General features: G+C 58.1%; 20 protein-coding genes. 13 read left to right on the top strand and 7 right to left on the bottom strand.

What is annotated here, in order from left to right:
- The first annotated feature begins 9 nt into the window (after positions 1-9).
- The 10 genes from EGM87_RS06855 to EGM87_RS06900 are packed head-to-tail and all read left to right on the top strand — an operon-like array spanning position 10 to position 10,471.
- Positions 10-402: a hypothetical protein gene (locus tag EGM87_RS06855; RefSeq protein WP_137710397.1), complete on the top strand. Its 393-nt coding sequence runs from the start codon at positions 10-12 to the stop codon at positions 400-402.
- Positions 399-806, top strand: coding sequence for a type-F conjugative transfer system protein TrbI (locus tag EGM87_RS06860; RefSeq protein WP_137710396.1), 408 nt, complete (start codon positions 399-401; stop codon positions 804-806). The genes EGM87_RS06855 and EGM87_RS06860 overlap by 4 nt, the downstream gene beginning before the upstream one ends.
- Positions 793-1,317, top strand: a complete 525-nt coding sequence (locus EGM87_RS06865) for a S26 family signal peptidase (protein WP_137710395.1) — start codon at positions 793-795, stop codon at positions 1,315-1,317. The genes EGM87_RS06860 and EGM87_RS06865 overlap by 14 nt, the downstream gene beginning before the upstream one ends.
- Complete coding sequence (gene traW / locus EGM87_RS06870; protein ID WP_216614579.1) at positions 1,314-1,961, top strand: type-F conjugative transfer system protein TraW; 648 nt, start codon at positions 1,314-1,316, stop codon at positions 1,959-1,961. Before EGM87_RS06865 ends, traW begins: the two co-directional genes overlap by 4 nt.
- On the top strand, positions 1,958-2,986 hold the full coding sequence (gene traU, locus EGM87_RS06875) for a conjugal transfer pilus assembly protein TraU (protein WP_137710394.1): 1,029 nt from the start codon (positions 1,958-1,960) through the stop codon (positions 2,984-2,986). The genes traW and traU overlap by 4 nt, the downstream gene beginning before the upstream one ends.
- Positions 2,983-3,747, top strand: a complete 765-nt coding sequence (gene trbC, locus EGM87_RS06880) for a type-F conjugative transfer system pilin assembly protein TrbC (RefSeq protein WP_137710393.1) — start codon at positions 2,983-2,985, stop codon at positions 3,745-3,747. The genes traU and trbC overlap by 4 nt, the downstream gene beginning before the upstream one ends.
- Entirely contained in the window at positions 3,744-5,471 is a 1,728-nt protein-coding gene (locus EGM87_RS06885; RefSeq protein ID WP_137710392.1) for a conjugal transfer protein TraN, read from the top strand. Before trbC ends, EGM87_RS06885 begins: the two co-directional genes overlap by 4 nt.
- Entirely contained in the window at positions 5,452-6,297 is an 846-nt protein-coding gene (locus EGM87_RS06890) for a conjugal transfer protein TraF (RefSeq protein ID WP_137710391.1), read from the top strand. The genes EGM87_RS06885 and EGM87_RS06890 overlap by 20 nt, the downstream gene beginning before the upstream one ends.
- Before the next feature lies 1 nt (position 6,298).
- Positions 6,299-7,735: a conjugal transfer protein TraH gene (locus EGM87_RS06895; RefSeq protein WP_137710390.1), complete on the top strand. Its 1,437-nt coding sequence runs from the start codon at positions 6,299-6,301 to the stop codon at positions 7,733-7,735.
- Between the two features lie 33 nt (positions 7,736-7,768).
- Positions 7,769-10,471 carry a conjugal transfer protein TraG N-terminal domain-containing protein gene (locus tag EGM87_RS06900; protein ID WP_137710389.1) on the top strand — a complete coding sequence of 901 codons (2,703 nt, stop codon included), beginning with the start codon at positions 7,769-7,771 and terminating at the stop codon, positions 10,469-10,471.
- Positions 10,472-10,481: 10 nt separating this feature from the next.
- Here the strand turns inward: EGM87_RS06900 and EGM87_RS06905 are convergent, their stop codons facing one another.
- Complete coding sequence (locus EGM87_RS06905; RefSeq protein ID WP_137710388.1) at positions 10,482-10,712, bottom strand: hypothetical protein; 231 nt, start codon at positions 10,710-10,712, stop codon at positions 10,482-10,484.
- A 265-nt stretch (positions 10,713-10,977) separates the two neighbouring features.
- Entirely contained in the window at positions 10,978-12,144 is a 1,167-nt protein-coding gene (locus tag EGM87_RS06910; protein WP_137710387.1) for a cysteine desulfurase family protein, read from the bottom strand.
- 95 nt (positions 12,145-12,239) lie between these two features.
- Between EGM87_RS06910 and EGM87_RS06915 the strand changes: the two genes are divergently transcribed.
- The 3 genes from EGM87_RS06915 to EGM87_RS06925 are packed head-to-tail and all read left to right on the top strand — an operon-like array spanning position 12,240 to position 17,409.
- Entirely contained in the window at positions 12,240-13,235 is a 996-nt protein-coding gene (locus EGM87_RS06915; protein WP_137710386.1) for a DUF4007 family protein, read from the top strand.
- Positions 13,232-16,585: an ATP-binding protein gene (locus tag EGM87_RS06920; protein ID WP_137710385.1), complete on the top strand. Its 3,354-nt coding sequence runs from the start codon at positions 13,232-13,234 to the stop codon at positions 16,583-16,585. Before EGM87_RS06915 ends, EGM87_RS06920 begins: the two co-directional genes overlap by 4 nt.
- The gene (locus EGM87_RS06925; RefSeq protein WP_137710384.1) at positions 16,582-17,409 is read left to right on the top strand and encodes a phosphoadenosine phosphosulfate reductase family protein; all 828 of its coding nucleotides are present in this window, start codon (positions 16,582-16,584) and stop codon (positions 17,407-17,409) included. The genes EGM87_RS06920 and EGM87_RS06925 overlap by 4 nt, the downstream gene beginning before the upstream one ends.
- Before the next feature lie 22 nt (positions 17,410-17,431).
- Here the strand turns inward: EGM87_RS06925 and EGM87_RS06930 are convergent.
- The 5 genes from EGM87_RS06930 to EGM87_RS06950 all read right to left on the bottom strand — a co-directional run bounded on the left by EGM87_RS06930 (position 17,432) and on the right by EGM87_RS06950 (position 23,547).
- A protein-coding gene (locus tag EGM87_RS06930) for an IS3 family transposase (RefSeq protein ID WP_137710383.1) occupies positions 17,432-18,573 on the bottom strand; the annotation gives its coding sequence in 2 pieces (ribosomal slippage) (positions 17,432-18,333 and positions 18,333-18,573; 1,143 coding nt in all).
- 127 nt (positions 18,574-18,700) lie between these two features.
- Positions 18,701-20,866, bottom strand: coding sequence for a DEAD/DEAH box helicase family protein (locus EGM87_RS06935; RefSeq protein ID WP_137710382.1), 2,166 nt, complete (start codon positions 20,864-20,866; stop codon positions 18,701-18,703).
- On the bottom strand, positions 20,866-21,327 hold the full coding sequence (locus tag EGM87_RS06940) for a DNA phosphorothioation-associated 4-like protein (RefSeq protein WP_137710381.1): 462 nt from the start codon (positions 21,325-21,327) through the stop codon (positions 20,866-20,868). The genes EGM87_RS06935 and EGM87_RS06940 overlap by 1 nt, the downstream gene beginning before the upstream one ends.
- A 1-nt stretch (position 21,328) precedes the next feature.
- Positions 21,329-23,359 carry an AAA family ATPase gene (locus EGM87_RS06945; RefSeq protein ID WP_137710380.1) on the bottom strand — a complete coding sequence of 677 codons (2,031 nt, stop codon included), beginning with the start codon at positions 23,357-23,359 and terminating at the stop codon, positions 21,329-21,331.
- Positions 23,360-23,361: 2 nt separating this feature from the next.
- The gene (locus EGM87_RS06950) at positions 23,362-23,547 is read right to left on the bottom strand and encodes a hypothetical protein (protein ID WP_137710379.1); all 186 of its coding nucleotides are present in this window, start codon (positions 23,545-23,547) and stop codon (positions 23,362-23,364) included.
- Positions 23,548-23,751: the final 204 nt, after the last annotated feature.

Below are 23,751 nucleotides of genomic sequence, written 5' to 3' on the forward strand. Positions count from 1 at the left end.
CCTATCTCCATGCCTCTCCATCTCGTCACCCCTTTCGACCGGACCGCCCCGTCCGAAGTCGAGCAGCCCGCCAGCCATCGAGTGCCCACCTGGCGCTCGCGCATGGCCGATGGCTGCTACATCGTGCTTCGCGGCAGCCTGTTTCTGGGCTCGTCCTATCTGATGGCCCTGGGCCTGCCGCTGCTCTTCTTTCTCGCCCTGTCGGGCGGCAATCCCGATGCCTTCTTTGCCCATGTCGCCAATCTCGCAGACCGCTTCCTGGCGGCCGACCTCGCGCGGCGCGTGACGTTCCTCGGCGAATTCAAGTTCGTTGCTGTCGCTCTCGCGACGCTGATCGTGATGGCACGCATGCCGCGCTTCATCCGTGATCTCGACCGCGAACTCTCCGGAGAAAAGCTGTGAAGAACATTCTGGCAACATCGAGCCTGCGCGGACGGCTTGCATCGATTAATCTCACCGCTGTTGCTGTCGGCGTCGGCATGGTTGGTCAGGTGCTGTGGGGTGTCTGGGCGACCGACAAGCTGCTCACCCTGGAGAAGCGTGAGGTCGTCACGGTCCAGCTGAGCCGGATCATGGGCGACTTCATCGAAGCCGAAGCGCGTGGCGGCCGGCCGCCCGAAGAGACCAGGCTGCGCGTCCAGGCCTACCTCAAGGCCGTGGAAGCCTCGGTACAGAAGCTCGGACGCGAAGGCCGCACGGTCCTCGTTGCCGAAGCCGTGGTCGCCGGGAGCACACCGGACCTGACGCAATCTGTGCGCGCCGATGTTGTGCGCCGGATGGGAGCCATTCCCGATGCAGCCCGCTGATCGCCTGATCCGCTCTGCGCCCGCACGCCGGCTCGCGCTCTGGGGCGGGCTTGGCGCCGGGGCGCTGGCCCTCTCCTCGCTTGCTGCCTTCGCGCAGGGCCATGCGCTCATGATCAACGTGAGCCCCAGCCTGCCCTACTGGGCCCTCTGGGTGACGCGCGGGGCGGCCGTGCACCGCGGGGATATCATCTTGTTTGACCCGCCTGCCTCGCCGTTGCTGGTGAAGCATTTCGGGGCGAAGCCGAAACCGTTCGGCAAGCGGGTGAGCGGTGTGCCGGGCGACATCGTCACCGAGCGTGACCGCACCTACTTCGTCAACGGGCAGGCTGTCGCCCAGGCCAAGCTTAGGAGCCGCCTCGGTGAACCCCTCGCGCTCGGCCCGACGGGGCGCGTTCCGCAAGGCTGCTACTTCGTCACCAGCGAACACAAGGACGGTTTCGACAGCCGCTATGCCGCGATCGGTTGGATCTGCGGCCCACGCATTCTCGGGGTCGGGAGGCCAATCCTGTGAGGCTCATCACCTTGCCCGTTTGCGCGACTGCGCTTGCGCTGGCCATAGCACCCCAGGCAATGGCTCGCGACTACGGCCAGCACGGCACGGTTTGGCCAGTGGTCGAGCCGGACCTGCTCCAGCAGATCCATGCCAGGCTTACGCAACTCGAGAAGAGCGGCGAGACCGCCCGTCTCAATGAAGAGCTGAAGCGGCGAACGATCGCCCGGGTCAACCGGCCTGAGCCTGTCGCAGGCATCTCCCCCGCCTCGGCAATACGCAGCTGGCGTTTCGATCCGACGATCACCGTCGAGCGCGACATTGCTGACGATAAGGGCCGGCTCATCATTGCCGCAGGCACACGCGTCAATCCGCTCGAAACCGTGCCGCTGCGGGCTCCGCTCGTCTTCCTCGATGGCGACGACCCGGCACAGCTTGCCTGGGCCACCCGTCGCTATGCCAGCACGAAAGCCAAGCTCATCCTCGTGCGGGGTGCGCCGCTCGAACTCATGAAAGCCCGCCAGCGGCGCTTCTACTTCGATCAGGGCGGCACGCTGGTGAAGCACTTCGGCATTCGTGCGGTGCCCGCAACCGTCGAGCAGCAGGGCCGCGCGCTCCTGATCACCGAACAGCCGGTTACTCCCAAAGAGCGGGCGCCATCATGAGCAGAAAAAATCGCCTTTTCTCATGGCTTTGCGGAGCACTTCTGCTCACCAGCCTGAGCGTCATCTCCAGCGCCCCCGCCCAGGCTGCGGCCGGTCCGGGCCGCTGCACCGGCAAGTTCGTCAATCCCATCACGGACATCTGCTGGTCGTGCCTTTTCCCGATTTCGATCGGAGGCCTGAAGATCTGGCCGTCCAGCCGGCCCGACACCAACAACCCCGCTCTGCCGGTGTGCCTGTGCGGGCTGCGGCCCGGGATTGCCATGGGGTTCTGGGAGCCGGTCCGGCTTGCCGATGTCAGCATGAAGCCGTGGTGTTTCGTCAATCTGGGCGGGATGAAGCTCGATCCGGGCTTCGACATCGGCTTCAAGTCGATGGCCGGGCCATCGGCGGTCGGCGGCAACACCCAGTACAACTCGCAGTGGCATGTCCACTGGTATGCCTATCCGCTGATCTACTGGATGGAGATCGTTGCCGATTTTCTCTGCCTCGAATCCGGCTCGATCGACATTCTCTACATCACCGAGATTGATCCGCTCTGGCAGGACAGCGAACTCACCGCGATCATCAATCCCGAGGCGGTCCTGTTCGCCAATCCCTTGGCGCTTGCAGCCTGCGCGGCCGACTGCGTGGCGGCAACGGCCAAACTGCCGACCGATGAACTGTTCTGGTGCGCAGGCTGCCAGGGCACGATGTATCCGCTCAACGGCAACGTCTCGGCGACCATTGGCCATGTCCAGGCCTCGCGGCTCGCGCTCGCCCGCTTCTCCTACAAGCTCCACCGCGAGCTCGTCGCCTGGGGGACGATGGGCAGCAAGGGGCTTTGCGGCAAGTACCTGATGCCGGTGATGCGTAAGCAGCAGTACCGCTTCCAGGCCACCAATCCCAATCCGCAAACCAAGGGCCGCTACGCCTGCGCGCCCATTGGTGCCTCCACCACCTTCATGTCGGCAGGCCAGGTCTATCCCGCCATTGGCGAGGATATGGGCTACCTGGTCTGGCGCAAGCGGAACTGCTGTGCGCTATGAAAACCCTTCCTCATCTCATTGTAGTCGCTTCGCTTTCGAGCCTTGCCGCTCTGGCTGGCGCGTCCGCACAGACAGCCGAGCCAGGCCTTGATCTGGCGGCCATCCGGGCACGAGCCAGCGCTGGCGCCAGCGATGCCGACGCGCTCTCTGCCAACGCTCGCGCAAGGGCCGAGGCTCTCGCGCGGGAAGCCAGAACAAGCGCCGACGAGGCTGAGGCGCATGGCCGCCGCTACACCCGCGAGGCCGCCGCAAGTGCGAAGCCCGATGCGGCTAGCACGTTCGATTTTGACCGGATGGTTGCCGATGCTGGCACCATGACCAGCGAAGGCATGGGCGAGGCCCCAAGGTTCATCGCCTTCGCTTCGCTTTCGATGCCGCCAGCGGCGCTGCGCGCGATGATCGACGACGTGGCCAAGGCGGGCGGCATCGTCGCCCTGCGCGGGTTGCCTGGTAACAGCGCCAAGGCTCTCACGGACGCATTGGCCAAAGTGGCAAAGCCGGGCGAGCAGCTGGACGGCGTTGGCATCGACCCGCGCCTGTTCCGCGCCTTCGGAATTGAGGCGGTTCCTGCCTACGTCGTGACCAGCAGCGACTTTGACCTCTGCGATGGTTTCGACTGCCACACGCAAGTTCCGCCCCACGACCGGATGAGCGGCAATGTCAGCGCAGCTTACGCGCTTGAGACCTTCGCGCGCGGCGGCGGCCCCGGAGCCTTGCTCGCAGCCCAGCACCTTGCCCGTCTCGAAAGGCAGGTTCCATGAAACGACCAGTCCTCTCTCTCACTGGCGTGTGTGCGCTCCTGCTCACCCTGACCGGACCGCTTCACGCCCAGACCACAACCGATGCTGCCAAGGCCGACGGCAAGGCGTTCGGGCGAGACAAGGCGGCCTCGGCGCAAAGCGCGGCGACGACAAACCCTGACGCCAGCCGCATCCCCAATTTCGGCGGCACGCCAAGTCAGTCGGGTTATTTCGACGATCCGGACCGGATGAGCCGCGAAGCGGCAAGCCAGGCCACGACCAATACCGGCTACAAGGCCATGCGGGACTCCATGGACAGGAGGGCCCGGTTTGCGCCGCAGGATCTCGATGCGACGATCGCGCGAAGCAATGTGATCAGCGAAGACCCGCTCGCCTACACGAGCGGGACGGCCATTAGCGGCTCGCAGGGGCGCTGCGTGCCCTTGCCGCCGGCCAGCGGAACCGCGGCCCGCTACATGGCGACCTGCAATGTCGGCTACACCGCGACACAGGAAACACGAACCTGTCCTGTATCATTGACCGCGCGGGTCGAGCAGCGTCAGGTCTACGGCTACTATTGCGTTGGCGGCAGCGGGGTTGACCCGGCTTCGGTCTACAACTGCAACCGCTACCCCGCCCCCCAATGCACGGTCACGCAGTCCTATCCGATCAACCTGTGCGATCCCTATTTCGGGATCTACTGGGGCTGCAACTCCGGCGATCTCAGGGTTGATCTCGTCAGTTGCACGTCGCCAGTTGATGGCGCCACGCCCTATACGGTGACCGGCGAGAACGTCGTCACGACCACGCGCGACGAGAGCCAATGTGCAAGTCTCGCGGCCGACAGCTCCTGCCAGCAGGACACCGAGACGTGCACCGACAGCGATCCGGTGACCCGCATTGTCGATGGCATCGCCGTGACGCAGCCTTGCTGGGCATGGAGCCGCAGTTACAGCTGCGCACAGTTCACCGAAGCTCAGGACTGCCAGACGCTTGAAGCCAACCCAGGCTGCAAGCTGGTGCGCGAAGACTGTCTCGCTGGCGAACCCTGTCGCACATGGGAGCGGGTCTTTGATTGCCCGGTCCCGGACCAGCCCGCGAGCACCAACCAGTTCATCTGCGACGGCGACGTCTACTGCATCGATGGCTCGTGCGAGACCATCCAGCGAGAAGCCAACGACGAGTTCAAGGACGCGGCTGTCGCCTTGAATGCGATGAACCAGGCGCGCCGCGAATTCGATCCGGACAATCTCACCCTGTTCAAGGGCACGCGCAACACTTGCTCGTCCAAGGTCTTCGGTGTGCTCAACTGCTGCAAGGGCAAGGGCTTCCCGCTCATCCCCGGCATCCAGCTGCTCGTCGCGCTCGGCTGCAGCCGCGAGGAGATGCTACTCCACCAGCGCGATGCGCAGGGCCTGTGCGCCTATGTCGGCACCTATTGCTCGGACAGCTTCCTTGGCGTCTGCCTGACCAAGAAGAAAGTCTACTGCTGCTTCGAATCCAAGCTTTCCCGGATCCTGCAGGAGCAGGGCCGCCAGCAGCTGAAAAAGCCTTGGGGCAAGCCCAAGACCGAGCAATGCCAGGGCTTCACCATCGACGAGTTCGCCCGGCTTGATCTGAGCCGAATGGACTTCAGCGAAGTCTATGCCGAGTTCACCGACGCCGCCCGTCTGCCTGACGAACTGCAGGCCACCCAGGACATCCAACAGAAGATCGAGGACTACTATGCCCGCGCACGCCAGTAAGGCCGCGTGGCGGCTGCTCGCCGCCTGCGTGATCGCCAATGCCGCCTGTTTCCTTTCGCCAGCGACCGCGCAGACGACCACCACCCAAACCGATGCGCTGCCACGCGCGGAGACGAGCGAGCGGCAGGACAGCTTCTACTGCGAGGAGCGCCGGCTTGGGTACTGGTTCTACTGCACCCGGCCCAAACCGCCGGAACAGCAGGCACCCGCGCCGGCGGCGAGCGCCACGAGCCAGCTTGACGCGATCACGGCGACATTGCGGGAGCTCAAGGCCAAGGCGATCCTCGAGCCCACGCCTGCCAATGTGACGGCCTACATCCGGTTCCAGCGGGCCCAGCTCGACCGGGCGTCGCTCTTCAGCGACGTCTGGCAACGGGCCATCTGGCAGGATCCCGAGCTCGACTACACGCTGCAGCGCCCGGTCTCGACGCTCGGCAAGCGCCAGTGGCAGGATGCGCGCAGCGCGGAACGGAACGCGGCAATGGCCCAGCTCTCCGAGCGCTACGGCCTCTTCTACTTCTTCGCCCAGAGCTGCGGCGCCTGTGAGGTCATGTCGCCAATCGTGCAGAGCGTTGCCTCGACCTGGCACATCGCCGTGCGCGCAATTTCGACCGATGGCGGCCCATCGCGCCATTTCCCGAACTACACGGTCGAGACCAACCAGCGCAGCCGCATGGGCCTGGAGCCCAAGATCACGCCAGCGGTCGTGCTCTGGGACGCCCTGACCGGCCGCCCCATTCCGATCGGCTACGGCGTCATGAGCGCCGACGAGCTTCAGGACCGGATTTACCTCCTCACATCGAAGGAAGCTGGACGTGACTACTAGGATGAAAAGAGTCGTCGCTGCGATCCTTGCAGCCACCCTCCCCCTCACCCTCCCGCTATCTGGCGCATCGGCGGACGTCGGCAGTTCGATGGACTCGTTCCTGAACGACGTCGGCGGCGCAGCCAACGTCAACGGGCCAACCGCGTTCCAGGGGCAGTCGGCCGGCTATTACAGCCTCGGCAATGTCTGGACGCGCTTCCCACAGAAGACCACCAACATCGCCAACCTACAGCTGCCGCGCGCCCGCGCTGGATGCGGCGGCATCGACATCTTCGCCGGCTCGTTCAGCTTCATCAACGCGAGTGAGATCGTGGCGATGCTGAAGGCAGTCGCCAACAATGCCGTCGGCTTCGCCTTCAGCCTCGCGATCGACACGGTCTGCCCGGAATGCTCGAAGATCATGCAGGAGTTCAGCCAGAAGGCTCAGCTCATGAACAACCTTAACATCAACTCCTGCGAGATGGCGCAGGGGTTGGTGGGCGGGATCTGGCCGAAGGGCGACCTTGCCGACAAGGCGATCTGCGAAGCCATCGGCAACTCCGAAGGCATCTTCACCGATTATGCCGCAGCCAAGCACGGCTGCGGCACCAAGGGGCAGCGTTCGAGCACGACCGCACAGGGTTCGGGCAAATACGATGACGTCAATCCCGGCGTGCCGCGAAACTACACCTGGACGATCCTCAAGAAGTCGGCGTTCTTCTCGCCCGGCGGCCAGTTCGACGAGGAGCTCGCCGAATATGCGATGACGCTGCTGGGCACGATCATCTACGTGCCGCCCAAGGACAATGAGCCGGGCAAGTTCGTGCCGATCGTCGGCGAAGCCTCGTCGACGCTCGTCACCTCGCTGCTGGATGGCACCACCAATGGCAATGTCCTGATCTTCGACTGCGACGAAACCGAAAAGTGCCTCGATCCGGGCTTCAAGTCGCTGAGCCTGCCGGCATCGAAAGCCCTGCGGCCACGCGTGGCGGCGCTCATTGGCGGGATGGTTCAGGCCATCCGCGACGACACTGCGATCAGCGAGGAGCAGAAGGAACTGCTGCAGGTCGCCTCGATCCCGCTTTACAAGATCCTGACCGTCCAGGCGGCCTATGGCCGCGGCATGCCGACCGACGACCGGGAGACCCTGGCCGAGATCGCCAGTGTCGATCTGCTGTTTGCCGTGCTCGACCGCATTGTCAGCGAGGCGGGCCGCTCAATGTCGAGCTTCATCGGGGCCGACGAAGCGAAGATCGCGATGTGGCAGAGCCAGGTCAATGTCGTGCGTCAAGCGCTCGCTGACCGGCAGGCCAACACGCATCTCAAGGTCAATGCGGTGCTGCAGATCATCGAGAAGACGGCGTTCATCGAGAACGTGCTGGCGGCTTCGATGTCACCCGGAATGGCCGCATCGCTCGACTGGTCGCGCGGCGTCCAGAGCCGCGCCCTCACCCACTGACCGGCCCAACCACATCCAGGCGGGACAATAGACATGGTCGAGATTTTCACGGTCGGCGGCGGCGACTATCTGGTCAACGTCTTCCAGGCAGTCGCTGCCTGGACCGGTAACGGCGGCTATAAAAGCCTGCTCCAGGTGGTCATGGTTATGGGCCTTGGCCTGTCCGCCCTGACCCTGGCGTTCAATCAGGACTGGCGGGCGTGGATCAACTGGTTCCTGGGCGCCACGCTCATCTACTCCTGCCTGATGGTGCCGCGGCTCGATGTCCATGTGACCGACCGGCTCAACCCCAGCCTTGCGCCTGCCAATGTCAGCAATGTGCCACTGGGCCTGGCACTCATGGCGAGCTTTACCAGCCAGGTGGGCGACTATCTGACGGGCTCGGCCGAAGTGGTTTTCGGCCTGCCGGGCGATCTCAACTATTCAAAGAACGGCATGATCTATGGCGCGCGGCTCTACGATGCGACCCGGTCCTTGCGGATTTCCGATCCCGAGTTCGCCGCCAATCTCGATGAGCATTTCCGGCAATGTGTGTTCTACGACGTCTTGCTCGGCCGCTACTCGATGAAGGAGCTGGCGGAGACAGGCGACATCTGGGCGACGATCGCGCCGGGAAGCCAAGCTCGGGCGCAACGGTTCCTGACCCGTGATGCGACAACTGGTCAGGTGAGCTCGAACATCGTGACCTGCCGCGACGCCTACGACACGCTCAATGCGCAATGGGCCGGGCTTGTTGACGCGATGGGTTCGGTGTTTGGCCGCCAGCTCTACCCCAACCAGACCGCCGCCCTCGCCAAGGCCAAGCTCTTCGCCGACCTGCCGGTGGCCTACCAGTACCTGACCGGGGTCTCAGCGAATGCGACCGAGATCTTCAAGCAGACGCTGACGATCAATGCGATGAGCCAGGCCATGCACTCGATGTCCGGCAGCAGCGGCGCTGGCAATGTCGACGTCTATGCCCAGACCCGCGCCGACATCCAGACCGAGCGGACTTATGGTTCGATCGCGAGCAACGCGATGAAGTGGGTCCCGCTCCTGAACGTAGTGCTGACCGTGCTGTTCTACGCCCTCTTCCCGGTGCTTTTCCCGCTGTTCCTGCTTCCCAAGACGGGGCCGGTCGCACTCAAGGGCTATGTGACGGGCTTCTTCTATCTCGCGGCCTGGGGACCGCTGTTCGTAATCCTCCACATGATGCTGATGTACAAGGGCGCGGCTGACATGAGCGCGGTCACGGGCAGCAACGGCCTCAGCCTTGCAAGCTTCACCGGCATGGCTGACGTGAACAGCGATATTGGCCTGCTGGCAGGCTACCTCATCGCCTCGGTGCCGTTCCTCGCAGGGGGTGTGGCCAAGGGCGCCATGGCAATCTCGCACCACGCGACGAGCTACCTCAACCCGAGCCAGAACGCGGCGGAAGAAGCGGCCCGAGAGGCGAGCACCGGCAATGTCTCGCTCGGCAACACCAGCTTCGAAAACTCTAGCGTCCTCACACGTCAGTTCGCCCAAGGCACGATTGCTCCGAGCTTTACCTACGGCGCGCCGCAGACGCGGACTTTCAGCGACACCGGCTCGATGACCACAAGCTTCCCGGATGGCAGCTACGACCAGATCCCGAACTCCAGCTACCCCTTCACGCCGACGCTGGGCCAGGAGTTCACGGCGCGCCTTTCAACCATGGCATCGCAGGCCCGCGCCAACAGTGAGACCTATGCCAATGTCGCGACGGAATCGACGACCAGCGCCGTCACCAAGTTCCGCGAGCTCAGGGACCAATTCAGCCAAGGCGCATACTTCGAGAGCGCGACCGGCACTTCGAACTCCGACAGCATCCAGACGGCATTCAGCGAGGTCGATCAGGCATCGACCAGTCTGCAGCGGCAATTCGGGCTTTCGCGCAGAGCGGCCGATGACATCTCGACGGCCTGGTTCCTCGGTGGTGAAGCCGGGGCAAAAGCCGGAATTTCAAATGGCGTGCTCTCTGGGAGCATCGGAGCGAAGGGCGGTGGGACACGCACGTGGACCGACAGCGACATCGGCATCGCTTCGGAAGATCGTTCACGAATCTTTGGGAGCCTATCCCAGATGTCGGATAGCCGAAACTGGTCGAGCACCCGCGATGGATTCATGCGCTCGGTCAGTACCTCTTCAAGCTCTTCGATCTCGAGCACGGCAAGCGGCATGAATGCCTCTCTGACAGAAGCCCAGAGCTACACGATGGAGGCACGGCGAGCTGAAGAGCTCGCCAATCGGCTCGAGAGCCAGGCGTCATTCTTCGAGGGCAACAGCGCTGCAGGCAGCCTCAATCTATCGCAAGCATACCGCGAATGGGGATTGGCCGAGATCGAGAGCAATCGTGACTTCTATGGAAATGCCCGGTTCGATGACGTGTCCTTCCAGCTCAGCCCGGAAGGTCAGGCAATGCAGGCTAAGTTCATTGAAAGTTATGCCGAGGAGCTTCGTGACGGCATCGAAGATCGCCTAGTCCTGGCCCCCGGACAGTCCGTATCCCGTCCGTCCATCTCTGGCGCAGGGCCAGTGCGCCGGAACGCACAGACCGGCGGAAGCGGCTCCGGTTCAGTGCCCCAAGTGGGCGCCGGCGATCTCCATGAAGAGGTTCAGAGGGCTCAGGCTTCCGGTCGCCAAAGGATCAGCGGCTCCAGGGGACGTCTGGACGCGATAACCAAGGGAGCGCAAGGTGCCAGCGCCGAGGCAGCGGATGATGTGAAGGAGTGGTGACCTGCAACGGTCACCACAGTCCGAATGACGCTCCAGCTAGGAATGCGAAAACTGCGCCAATTAAGATGAAGCCGACTATCGTCAGCTTCCGTCCCCAGGGGTCAGCCCATGACTTCTTGATGCGATACTCCATCAGGCGATTCTCGTGGAGCGCCTGATCAAGCTCCGACAGCCCATCCCAATTTCGGGATGCAGGTCGGTTGCCAGTATCGATGTCAAAGTTGCTCATGATTGCATTCATCTCGCCGCTCCTTAGAACATAGCAGAAACGAGGATGGTAACCAGCAAAACATGCCCTGCATCGGAGAGTGCGCAGCCTCTTCTCCAACTCGGTCTAGGCCGTCACGTATCGGCGTCTTGATCCGGCAAGAGCATCATCTCGCTTCGGATGCCTTACCCAAGCCGATGTCCTGACCGTAGTTCTGGCGCTGACTGGTATCGGCAGCGTGGTGTTCCGGAAGACGGCCAAGGCGCGGATTGTGTGATTCTCAGATCTGGTCTTTGATCTATCTGCGCCTCTCCGTTGGGCTGGAATGCCTGATATCTTCGACTGCAGCTTTGATACGCTCTGCCGCCTCTTGGACCTGGTCAATCGTTGTGAAGCGGCCAACCGACAGTCGAAGGCCTTCACGAGCTTCGTGAAAGCCCTTGCCAATAGCTCTGAGAACATGTGAGTAGTTCGCTTGACTACTCGTGCATGCGGAACCTGTCGCGGCAGCAACGTGAGGCTGTAATCTGTCAAGCAAGTCGCCCGCATCGACCCCGCTGAAGCTAACGTGCAAGTTGCCAGGATGACACTGCGCGGGATTCGCAGTTAGATGGCAGCCTGAAATTTGCATTTCAAGTGTACTAAAGAAAAGGTCCCTCAACCTTTTAAGGTGTTTACGTTCGGACTCACCCTCTTCTGCGATAATAGAAAACGCTTTTGCAAAGCCAACGCACAGGTGGGTCGGCAGTGTTCCTGGCCTTAAGCCGTTCTCTTGACCGCCTCCGAACATTACTGGCTGAGGGCGCCAAGGGGCGGCTGAGGACAGGTAGAGGGCACCTACACCTTTAGGGCCGTAAATTTTATGGCTGGAGAAGCTCGCTGCATCGACGCCGAGCTCTAACATGTCCAGATCAACGGCAGTAGGCGCTTGGGTGGCGTCTGTATGCACAAAGGCGCCAAATTTGGCAGATATTTCCGCGATGCGCTTGATCGGATGGATTGTGCCAATCTCGTTGTTTGCCAGCATAAGCGAAACTACAGCGACATCATTGCCGAGGTGGCTCTCTAGTAAACTAAGGCTAATAGATCCATTTTCATCGACGGGGATATATTCTACTGTAAAACCATAGCGCTCCGCGGCTTGTGCGGGCTCAATTACAGCCTTGTGTTCAGTCGATCCGATCAAAATGCGCCGGCGCTCTTCGGGAGCGCCGAGAGCTGCGCCAAGCACGCCAATGTTGTCGGCCTCAGTTGCGCCGGAAGTGAAGATAATTTCGGTTGCGTCACAGCCAAGCATCTGCGCGATGGTGGCTCGCGAATCCTCGACCCGCTTACGTGCTGCCCAACCTGCGCTGTGGCTTGCCGAGCTCGGGTTTGCAAAATCCTCCTCTAACGCATCGAGCATCTCCGTCTTTACCCGTGGATCGATTGGCGTGGAGGCTTGATAGTCGAGATAGATTGTCATTACGCCCTTCTTCGGCCTGGCTTGTGAGACCAGGCGGTTGACTTACCCCCCCTCCGCGGGGCAATCAACTGGAACAGCGTTCCAGTGAGGATTCAATGGCAAAAAGCATCATCGACAGCAGCGAGGAAAAGCTGCATTTCGCTGGGCACGAGACTTTCCCTCTGCGTTATGGCTGGCTGAAAAAGGCATATGATGCAGTAGTCGAAGAGGAAAAATCCGGGATATCTCCCGGATCTATTTTTAACGACGAAAAGTCAATTGCCACATTCGGTGTTGGCCGCAACATGGTTTTGTCCATGAAGCATTGGGCGATTGCGACTAGCGTTCTTATTTCACGAGAGATTCCCGGCGAAAGAAATTCGAGAATTTCGACTGGAATGTTGGGGGATATTTTATTCGGCGAGGGTTTGGATCCCTACCTCGAGCATCCGGGGTCTCTGTGGCTCTTGCACTGGATGCTTGCGTCAAGGCCTGGACGGGCGACCGCCTGGCATTGGGCGTTCAATGAGTTTCATGAGCCTAGTTTTGATAGGGAGTTGCTGCGTCGGAGGCTGACGCAGCGCTGTGAGGAGCTCGTCGAAGCCGGGCGCATGGGTAAAGGTCGTTCGGTCAGTACGTCGACTATTAAGCGGGACATCGATTGCCTAATTCGCACGTATTATGCCGGGTCTAAGGGCTCGCGTCGTGCGCCAGAAGATAGCATTGAGTGCCCCCTTGCTGAGCTTGGTTTGATCCAAGCGGCCGGCGTGGGCGAGCTCTTCCGATTTCGTCGTGGCCCTAAGGCTTCTCTCCCGGATGCAGTATTCCTGTTCTCTGTGTTGGACTTTTGGGAAAACATTTATCCCGATAGGCGTTCTTTCTCGGTTGAATTTTTGACCTTTGAAAGGGGGGCGCCGGGGCAGGTCTTCCTGATGGACGAGGAGGCGGTCGCTGATCGGTTGGCGCGTCTTGAGTCATTATCTGGAGAGCGGCTCAGGTGGGATGAGTCCTCGGGGATGCGCCAGCTCTACATGCATGATGCGGTGAATGTGGATCGCTGGGAGATCCTTCGTGAGATGTACAAGCAAGATTTGCAGGCCATCGCAGCATGACCAAAAAATTATCTGATATCGTTCATGTCTCGCGGCGGTTTACGCGCTCTGTCAGAGTGGACACGGACATTGGCGATCCGGCGGCATTGCAGGGTTATATTTGCCCCCAGTCAGCTGTTGATACGCTGCATGCCATGGCTCGCCACCGAATGGTTACTGGTCACAGCGCCTTCACATGGACAGGCCCTTATGGAAGCGGCAAATCGAGCTTAGCCGTTGCACTCGCCGCCTTGCTGCAAGGTGATCCAGCGCAACTGGACAAGACATTTGATCGCCAAGCCGCACACGACGAGGTGGATGAGATTAAATCTCATTTTCGGCCGAATTCAGATCCTTGGAAAGTCTGTGCTGTTGTAGGCCTGCGCGCTAACGCGGAAGCTGTGATTGGCGACGCGATTAAGGCGACCATCGATCGACCTCTGCGCCGTCCGAAGGACGAGCCGTTCGCAAGCTGGGTGGGTCGCATAGCCGCCTCGATAGAAGGACCTGGGCTTGCGATCATAATCGACGAAATGGGTAAGTTCCTTGAGAACGCCGCGCTTGAGCAAGGTGATATCCACGTCTTCCAAGAGCTAGCAGAAATTTCGTCGCGAAGTGGCGGGCGGCTGCTGATAGTCGGCATTCTGCACCAAGCATTTGATGAGTATGCGCAACGGCTTTCTCGTGAAGGGAGGGACGAGTGGCTTAAAATCCAAGGCCGCTACCTCGACCTCCCCATAAACCTTGCTTCCGATGAGCAGATCGAACTGATTGCCCGCGCCATTGAAGGGCCTGGCGGTGATGTTGCCTCGCATGAGGGTGAATTGCTCGTAGCCTCTGCAATGCGAGGTGGACGTGCAAGTGACGCCGAGCGCTTGGCCGCAAAGCTCAATAACTGCTGGCCACTGCATCCTCTGACAGCAGCTTTGCTGGGTCCCATTTCGCGGCGGCGATTTGGGCAAAGCCAGAGGAGCATTTTTGGCTTCCTTACATCGGCCGAACCATACGGATTCCAGGATTATCTCTCTGCAACTAGCGCCGATGGTTCGAGGTTTGGGGCGGATCAGTTGTGGGATTACCTGCGAGCTAACCTGGAATCGGCTATTTTGGCTTCACCAGACGGGCATCGTTGGTCGACAGCTGTCGATGCCATAGAGCGTTGCGAAACGCGTGGCGGAACCGACACGCATTTAGCCGCAATTAAAACTATCGCCTTGCTCGATCTCTTTAAGGACCGATCGGGACTACAGCCAACGCCTGAGATAATAAGGCATGGAATTGGGAATATTCCCTCATCTCACTGGCAGATAATTGCAGATGACCTGATAAAATGGTCGGTTATCGTATTTAGAAAGCATACTGGGTCGTTCGCTATCTACGCGGGTAGCGATTTCGACATTGAGAAGGCTCTTGATGACGCTCGGGCGCGAGGAGTTGGAACCGACTTCAAGCGCCTTGAAGAGCAGCCGGCTCTCAGTCCAGTTCTCGCAAAAAGGCATTATGAATCAACCGGTGCTCTCCGCTGGTTTGAGGTAGGCATTGCTCCTCTGCATGAGGCCGAAGAGCGAGTTCGAAGCTATGTCCCTGCGCCAGGTTCGGCAGGCCTCTTCCTGATTTTGGTGAGTGCGAACCAAGAGACAAAACAGACCGCAAAGCGCGTTGCGCGCTCGGCTGCGGCCTTGGCTCAAAAGCATCTAGTCATGGTGGGGTGGACGAGAGACAGCTTTAGATTGCGCGAGCTTACTTCAGACTTGGCAGCGCTCGAGTATGTGCGGGCTCAGCAGCCCGCGCTCGAGGGCGATGCTGTTGCTAGACGTGAAATTGATGCGCGTTTGGCGCGTTTATCGGCCGATTTAGATGATCGGTTGCGCGACGCAATCGACCAGGTCGATTGGTATGGCCCGAGTGATGATCTTGCTCGCGACCTTCGCGGGAATACAGGCCCAGCGGGCCTGAGCTTGCTGGCTTCACGGTTGGCTGATCTGAGATTTCCCAGCACACCCAAGCTTCATAACGAACTGATCAACCGCACAAAACCGTCCTCAAACGCAGCAGGTGCAACTCGTCTGCTTCTGCATGCTATGGTCGAAAACCGCGGTCAGGAACGGCTTGGTTTTCAAGGCTATCCTCCAGAGGCGGGGCTGTTTTTCAGTTTGTTGGTTGGAACCGGCCTCTATGGAGATACAGGAGGCGGTGAGTTCGGATTTTTGCCGCCCGGCGAAGGCGATACTCACTGCCTGTATCCTATGTGGCACGCAGCAGACACCGCTCTAGAGTCCTCGGTCTCTGGCCTCAGTCTCGCAGAGATTTACGACTTGTGGCGGCAGCCTCCATTCGGAGTTCGTGATGGCCTTTTGCCGGTCCTCGGGCTGGCCTATCTACTCGCGCGGGCCGCACGAACATCGCTTTATCTAGATGGGATTTTCCGGCCTCAGCTTGATACGTATCTCGTGGATCGGCTGCTGCAGGATCCTCGCGCCATCCAGGCCCGCCATGTCGAACTTACAACGCAGCATGCAGCCCTAGTCATTGAACTCGCCAGAACACTGCAAAATGAGAGCAGCATCGATCCAACCGCTCTGGAGGTCGCGAAGGTCGTTGTAGGGCGGGTTCGATCACTGCCCAATTGGGTTCAACGGACAGCGATGCTTTCGCCTGAAGCCCTTGCACTGAGGCAGCTCGGATTGAAATCTCACGACCCGAACAAGTTGCTTTTCGAAGACATACCTAGCTCCTTCGGTGAGAATCCGATAAAAGCTGGTGCTGCGACTGCTGAAGCGCTCTTCGAGCTCGAGGTGGCGTATCCCAACATGTTGCGCGATCTTGCCTCGACCCTTCTGCGCGAGCTTCGCTGTAAAGACGATGTGACAGGAAACCATGAGAAGTTGCATGAGAGGTGTGCAACTGTTCGTGGCCTTTCAGGCAATTTTCGACTGGATGCCCTTGCAACAAGGCTAAGCTCATTCAGTGGTACAATTGCTGAAATCGAAGGCATTGCTAGTCTTGCCGCTAACAAACCTGCTCGAGATTGGGTGGACAGGGATATCGATGCCGCGAAAATTGAGCTTGCGGCGCTTGCGCAGCAGTTTCTGCGCGCTGAGGGGCTTGCACACCTCAAAGGGCGTGGGGATCGTCGGACTAGCATGGCGGTCTACATTAGCGACCCCAACTTCCCTTCGCCGGCATCCCCCTCTGTGGAATTAAGTGATGAAGAGCGTGAGAGTGCAGATCTATTGGCGGCCCGCATCGAGGAATTGATCAGGCAATCGCAGGCTAGCCCGAACATCGCTTTTGGGGCCATTGCCCGCTTGGGAATGTCGCTTTCTAGCGATCTTGCTGATCATGGATTGATTTCCGAGGAAACGATATGAACGAGCGGCATGTTCTCGGTATTTCTGGAGGAAAAGACAGTGCTGCCTTAGCAGTATATATGCGGCAGACGGCTCCAGAGCTCGATATCGAGTATTTCTTCACTGACACTGGGAAAGAGCTCCCGGAAGTATATGAATTTTTGGGCCGTCTAGAGGGATTCCTCGGGAAACCGATCTTGAGGCTCAACCCTGATCGTGATTTTGATTTTTGGCTTCAGGAGTATAATAACTTTCTTCCATCGCCTCAAACACGCTGGTGCACGCGGCAGCTCAAAATCAAGCCATTTGAAGAGTGGTTGCGGCCCGCACTAGCGGCTGGCGACATCATCAACAGCTACGTAGCCATCCGGTCCGACGAGGACTACCGCGAAGGTTATGTGTCAGGGCAGGAAAACCTGAAGGTTCATCTACCCTTCCGCCAGGCCGGGATCGACAAAGCGGGAGTTCACGAAATTCTCGATGCGGCGGGCTTGGGCTTGCCCGATTATTATCGATGGCGTTCCAGAAGTGGGTGCACGTTCTGTTTTTATCAGCAGAAAATTGAATGGGCGCGTCTTTTGGAGGAGCATCCTGAGGCTTTTGATGAAGCAAAACGTTACGAAAAGAACGCATTGGAGCATGGCTCCCCATTCACATGGAGTCACGGAGAGTCTTTGGATCAGCTCTCGGAGCCAGAACGTCTCGCTCAGATTCGGCGAGATCATGCTAAGCGGGTTGAGCGCCTGAGAGCCCGCAAACCTGTAAACATCCTTGCCGGCGAAATTGCGGAGGATTTAGACGAGGTTTATGGCACGTCCAAACTTTGCGTAACTTGTCATAAATAGCCCTTGAGTAGCCCCTAGTTTTCTAGACGCCTTCCGCTTTCAAAATCTGCTGTCGTTCGAACTCTACGGGCGACAGCATCCCGTTCCTGACCTGCTTGCGCACCGGGTTGTAGAACATCTCGACGTAATCGAACACGTCTTGCCGGGCTTCCTCGCGGGTTTTGTAGGTTCGGCACCGGATGCGCTCGCGTTTGAGCGAGGAGAAGAAGCTCTCGGCAACAGCGTTATCATGGCAGTTGCCGCGCCGGCTCATTGAGTGCTCGAGATTGTGAGCCCGGATGAAGGCCGCCCAGTCCATGCTGGTGAACTGCGAGCCCTGATCCGAGTGGATCAGCACCCGGTGCTTCGGTTTGCGCCGCCATACCGCCATGTGCAGAGCCTGCAGCACCACATCGGTAGTCTGCCGGCTCTGCATCGACCAACCCACCACGCGGCGGGAATACAGGTCGATCACGACAGCCAGATAGGCAAAGCCTTCCAAGGTGCGGATGTAGGTGATGTCTGTCACCCAGGCCCGATCGGGCGCCGCTACGTTGAACTGGCGATCCAGAGTGTTGTCGATCGCCAGGGACGGCTTGCCGCCATAGCTGCCCGGCCGCCGCTTGTAGCCGATCTGCGCCCTGATGCCCGCCAGCCTGGTCAGCCGAGCGACGCGGTTGGGGCAGCAGGTCTCGCCGTGATCCAGCAGATCATCGTGCAGCTTGCGGTAGCCATAGACCTTGCCGCTGTCCTTCCAGGCCCGCCGGATCAACTCCGTCTGCCGAGCATCTTCCCGAGCCCGCTCACTCAGCGGGCTCTTCTGCCAGGCATAGAAACCGCTGGGCTGGATGCGCAGGCACCGACACATCGACCGAACCGGGAACTCGCCACGATGCTCGGCAACAAACGCGTATCTCACTTTGCATCCCTGGCGAAATACGCGGTGGCTTTTTTTAGAATGTCGCGCTCCTCCGTCACCCGGGCCAGCTCGCGCTTCAACTGACGGATCTCGGCATCCTTGCCGGCATCGCCGGACACGATCTTCGCCAGTTGCCGCTTCCACGCATAAAGCGAGTGCGGGCTGACCCCGAGCCGCTGGGAGACCTCGGCTACCGGATACCCTCGCTCGGTGATCTGGGCCACTGCATCACGCTTGAACTCATCGCTGAAATTGGGCTTCCCCATCGTCGCCTCCTGTCCTCAAAATTAGGATCGAAGGCGTCCAGAAATCTAGGGGCTACTCACCTCCCGTAATCACTAGGAGGAAATTAGGCGCCCGAGATCCATTTACGTGGACCCGGGCGGCTGAAAATTAGACTGCCAGATGCTCCAATCGATAGCGACGAAGCCATGGCATTAGTGGCTGAACCGAGCTGCTCGGATATAGAGAATTTCGGGCAAAATCGGCGACTCTTCCAAGCTCGTTCCTGAGAAAGTCACTCGCGTCTTGTGAAGACGAAACGTAATTTTCCGGGAGGACAACGACAAAGTCGAATATCTTTGCGTAATCCTTTTCTTCGGATTTTCGCAAAATGCGGCCGCGCCTTTGAACGAATTGACGAGGGTTTCTAGAGCTCGCCAACAGATAGGCCGTCCTGCAAGCGGGAACATCAATGCCCTCGTCTAAACATCTTATCGCCACCAGGGCTTCAGTTTCTCCGTCCTTGAACCTTCGAAGGATTTCGCGTCTTTGTGAGCGATTTTCCTCCGACGTGAAAGGAGAAACCCTAACACCTCGCGCAGCAAGTATCTGTGAAACGGCGTGGCGCTGTTTGACTAAAAAATTGTCAGCATCATCCGACGCATCATCGATATCATCAAATTCAATCTGTGTTCGGCCATCCCCGCAATAAAAAAGCGAATAGGGTTCAACCTTACCATGATTATCCAGCAAATCATTCAACGCAGGAAGCTTGTTTGCAGCTGACCCAATCAGCCGAGACCGCCGCATCAAGAGTGCGGTCATTTTTTGGTTGCTCTGCTTGTCCTTTGTGCCTTTCGACTGGGCAAAAAGTCGAGCAATCTGATCACTGAGTTCTAGATATTCAGTTGCCTCTGACAATGTGAGTTCTACGGGAATGGGGTGATATTCGTAGGGCGTCAGGACGCCATCACGAACGGCATCAGCTAAGGTGTAAGTGAATACGGATTTATCATAGATGGCTCGCAACCTCTCATTCCGCTCCTCATCGAGGTAGTGAAAAGGCGTTGCAGATAGGCCAATTCTGAATTTTGCACCCGGCAGCATCTTCCCAGCAAAGCCCTCAGCGCTATGGTGATGGCATTCATCACCAATGAAGATGAGTCTCGATGGGTCAAGCTGCGTGGCCAGAGTTTGAAAGTGCTCTGTTTTCAGGGTCTTATTGACCACTACGATAGCTAAAAACTCTTTTTGCTGCCCTCTGTTACGATTGAGGTACGCCTTAAACTCATCTTCCCATTCAGAGCGGGATCCATAGCATTGCAATGCGCGAATATTGAATATTGCAAGCTCTTTACACCATTGATCTGCTAAGTCCTGATAAGGAACTGCGACTACGAGCGCCATTCCATCATTCTGCTCGATCAAGCGTGTAGCTGCGTACAAGGCAGTCACAGTCTTACCAGCACCGGTCGCGAGTTCTAGGATGCCGTTGTATGAGTTCGCCGCCCAAGAACGTATCGCGGCCATCTGGTGCGGACGCATCTCGAAAGGCTTGCCATTGAATTGCTCTGGAACGCGCGGGCGCGAGCGCAGCACGCCCGAACGACGCGCAAAAAAGTCCTTCACCTTTTCGTCTTCGGACTTAATGGTCGGCTTTTCAGGAAATTGCTCCGAAACAAAATTTAACCCTGCTTCTATAGCCTCGGGTATAGACGTTATTATAGTGGAGCTTTCAGTCTGCCCCGACCAGAGCTTATCAAAAATTCTCTGATGATTTTCGACGTACTCTCGTTGTCCATCCTTCCACGACTTAAATACAGTTATCTCCTCGGAATTATACCGAGGGTCTAGTGCACTCATCGTTTCATTCATGGAACCACTGAAGCTAACAGCGTCGCCGAAGCGATCACGAAGAATGCCAATCTTCTGATGGAAAAGTCCTTCTGGACGTATGGCAACCTTCATTTCCAGCTTCCCAGCCTTGAACAGCCAGGCAAGCAAGCGAACACGGTATTCTAGAAGGCTTCCTTTGTGATCATCGATTATGGCTGCAAACGAGGGAAGCTCTGCATCTTCCCAGGGATCCATCGCACTGTCTCGGATGGCCTCAAAATCAGAAGGCGATACCAGCTTTCCAAATATGAGTTCAACCTTCCCATCGCTCTCAATGATTTGAGATAGGGCTGTCGGTGCATTGAGCAGCACAGCGAGTGAGAAATACCCCACAGCTCTTTGGTAGCTAACGCACGCGGACAACGAAGGTACGAAAAAGTCGGCGTAAATATCGTCGACTTCCGATGTGTAGCTCGTTTTTAATTGAACTTTTCTGAGCATCAGAAGTCTGGGACTACGACTTCGGGGGTAGAGCTTTTGTCATGTGGCCTGACCCCAATGGACTGGAGGCCTCGCCAAACTGCGTCCTCAACGTCAATGTTGGCATGGCGGTCAATCCATGATTGCACGAGCTCGAGGCCGCCGTTTGCGTACTCTTCATAAATTTTGACGCAATCGGCCTCTCTGTCGGGGCGAAGAATATCGGAGTTGCCTGCGTCGGCCAATGCAAGTGCAAACATCAAATCCACGGCATCATTGGTCTGATATTGCGCGCCCGCGATGTCCTCCGTCCCGATCGAGCTGCTCAGAGGTTTCTTTCTCCGCTCTTTAAAGCCAAGGACCGCGCAAAAAGTAAGCGCCTCCCTCAAGGTCGGAAACATGGTGGCATCTTTTCCGCCAAGCTTTTGAAGGGTCTCCTCAAATTCCCGGCTTCGCTTTACTGGCGTTTGAATAAGACGCATTTCACATAACCTCGGTTATTTTTGTTCCGTCGATATCACTATTATAAATAGTAAGGTCGTACGTCTTTCCGTTTATCACGATGTCTTCGCGAGGTTTTCCTGCGCCATCAATCTGGTTATGCCGCGTCAAAACATACTCGTGCTGTATCTTCGGACCGAGCATTTCCATCACCACATCTGAAGCCTGCGATGTTGAGACAAACAAGATCACCTGCGACGCAAGCTTCGGTAGGAACTCAGCTACGCCGCGCCGATAGACCGGATCGAGGTGACCAAACGGGGAGTCGACCACTAGCGGGGCCACAGTGCCTGGAAGGAGGATGTCATCGACTAAATCCGCCCTTTCCTTGGCGTATTTCGCAATTGCCCCAGTAAAGGCCAGTCCTAGAAGCTGATTTTCGCCCGTACTCTTCGCAGCTTCAGTGCCGCGCTCATCGGTCAGTTTAAGCTGATAATTCTTATCCAGTGTAACCTTGACCGATTTGCGCATGACGCTTTGAACGATCCCGTCGATCTCTTTTTCGATGCTAGCTCGCGCTGCTTCCTCTTCCTGCTGCAGGCGCCCTTGCAGGCGAGTGGTTAATGCTGCCGCTAGTTGTGCGCGCCTAACATACCTTTTGGCGGCTTCCGATTTTTGAACAAGTTGATCTCGCTGAGATTCAAAATCCTTCTTCTGCCTTTCAAAGGCGATGATTGATCCCTGGCAGTCATTGCGCTGGCGTTCCGCTTGCCGCTTTTGCTCTTTTGCCCTCTCTCGAGAAGCTTCCTTGGCCGCGATGTCGTCGATGGGATTGCTTGCCAGCTCTTTCGATATCTCTTGGAGATCTGCATCAAGTCTCTGAATCTCACCCTCGAGTCGGCGCAAGTCTTCCTGATTTCGTTCAAAGTCGCTCCATGCGCGCTTACTTTTCTCGACAAGGGTTCCGAGGGCCGTGCTGGTGGTCATCACGCGTGACATGACCACCTGGTCCCCGGCGGTTTCAAGGAGTGCCTTGATCTTCTCGTATTCAGGGCTGCCCTGAGCGATTGGACGACCGCACACGCACATTTCATCTTCTAAAAGTTCATCCACGAACTTCTGATCATAAGGTGCAGGTAGCCGTCCGCGCGTGTCTTCGTTTCGGATGACATTGCCGGCTTCCGCGACGAGCTCCTCAGCCAGTACTGAGGTCGCGAAGGTACGCATCCAGCTGTCAGCTCGCTGTGCAGCCTTCGCCTTTTCGGCCTCTTTCTGTCGAATGTCGGCCTCAATGCGGGCTCTGCGCGCTTGGGCCTCTTTCGCAGGTTTAGCCCCTGCAAGTTCTTGATTGAGGCGCTGAATGCGGTCTTCTGCAGTCTCAATCTCTTGTTCAAACTTTGTGATCTGCTCTCGGTATTGAGAGATCCTTGCGTCGGTCTTTTCAATGGCTGCTTCGGCGGCTTGCGCATCTTCACTAGTGTTATCAGATGCTTGTCGCTTATAGTCGCCCATTACCTTGGACAAGTCATCGAGGGCCATTCTGGCAACCGTCGAGCCAAGGATGCCCTTCACTGCCTCACCAAATTTTTTGGCCCCGGAGGCACCGGTGTATCGACTAGTGGCCTCTCCGTAGAAAAAGAAATGTGGGGCCATCTCTTTAGGAATGACCGAGTTGATAAAGCGATCAGGCCGGTCTTTGGCGCTCGGAACCTCGGCGCCGTTATCGATTTCACTCAGGCGAAGCGGCTTGGTTTCTCTACGTGGCTGATCGTAGGTTCTGGAGGCGCGATAAGTTCTCCCCTCGTGCCTGAAATCTATCTCAACGGTCGTTGTGGTAGCGCCGTCTTTTTGCGCTGCAAATTTGTTGACCAGCCGTTCGGGGTCCTCAAATTCGCTTGGGGCTGGTAAAATGTCGAAAAAGCACCAATTGATGGCTGCTAATAGACTCGTTTTGCCTACACCGTTTTCAGCCCTAATGAGCGTAACGTTCCTCTCAGGGTCGGTGGAGACGAGAAACGAGTTCTCGCCGTAAAAGCTACGCCAATTTTCGATACGAATATATTCTATTTGCATGATCAGAGGCGGTCCACATTATTGTCTATGATCTTCTTTACTTCCCCAGGAATCCCTCGCGCGGTTTCCCCATTGAGGAAGTAATTTCCTCTGACTTTATCGACGATTTGACGAATGAGCTTGTCTAACTCCCTGACATCAAATCCTTCTTTTCCGCCGGGGCTATCCTCATCGCCTGTTCCGTTCATGCCCACTCCGCTCATCAGCCTTGATTGCAGCTCATCCTAGATAGAAACCTTGCCCGCTTACAAGGGCGAACTGTCCCACCATATGTTGGTCTCAGTTACCAATTTGTGATGGGCGAAGTGTTGTGTCTGAGGGCTTTGATCGGCGGCGGTGCATTTGAACCGATTTGAGCCCTGCAATCTGAGGTTGACGGCTTCGTACATTGA

The organism is Sphingobium sp. RSMS (assembly GCF_005406185.4).
Lineage (GTDB): Bacteria > Pseudomonadota > Alphaproteobacteria > Sphingomonadales > Sphingomonadaceae > Sphingobium > Sphingobium fuliginis.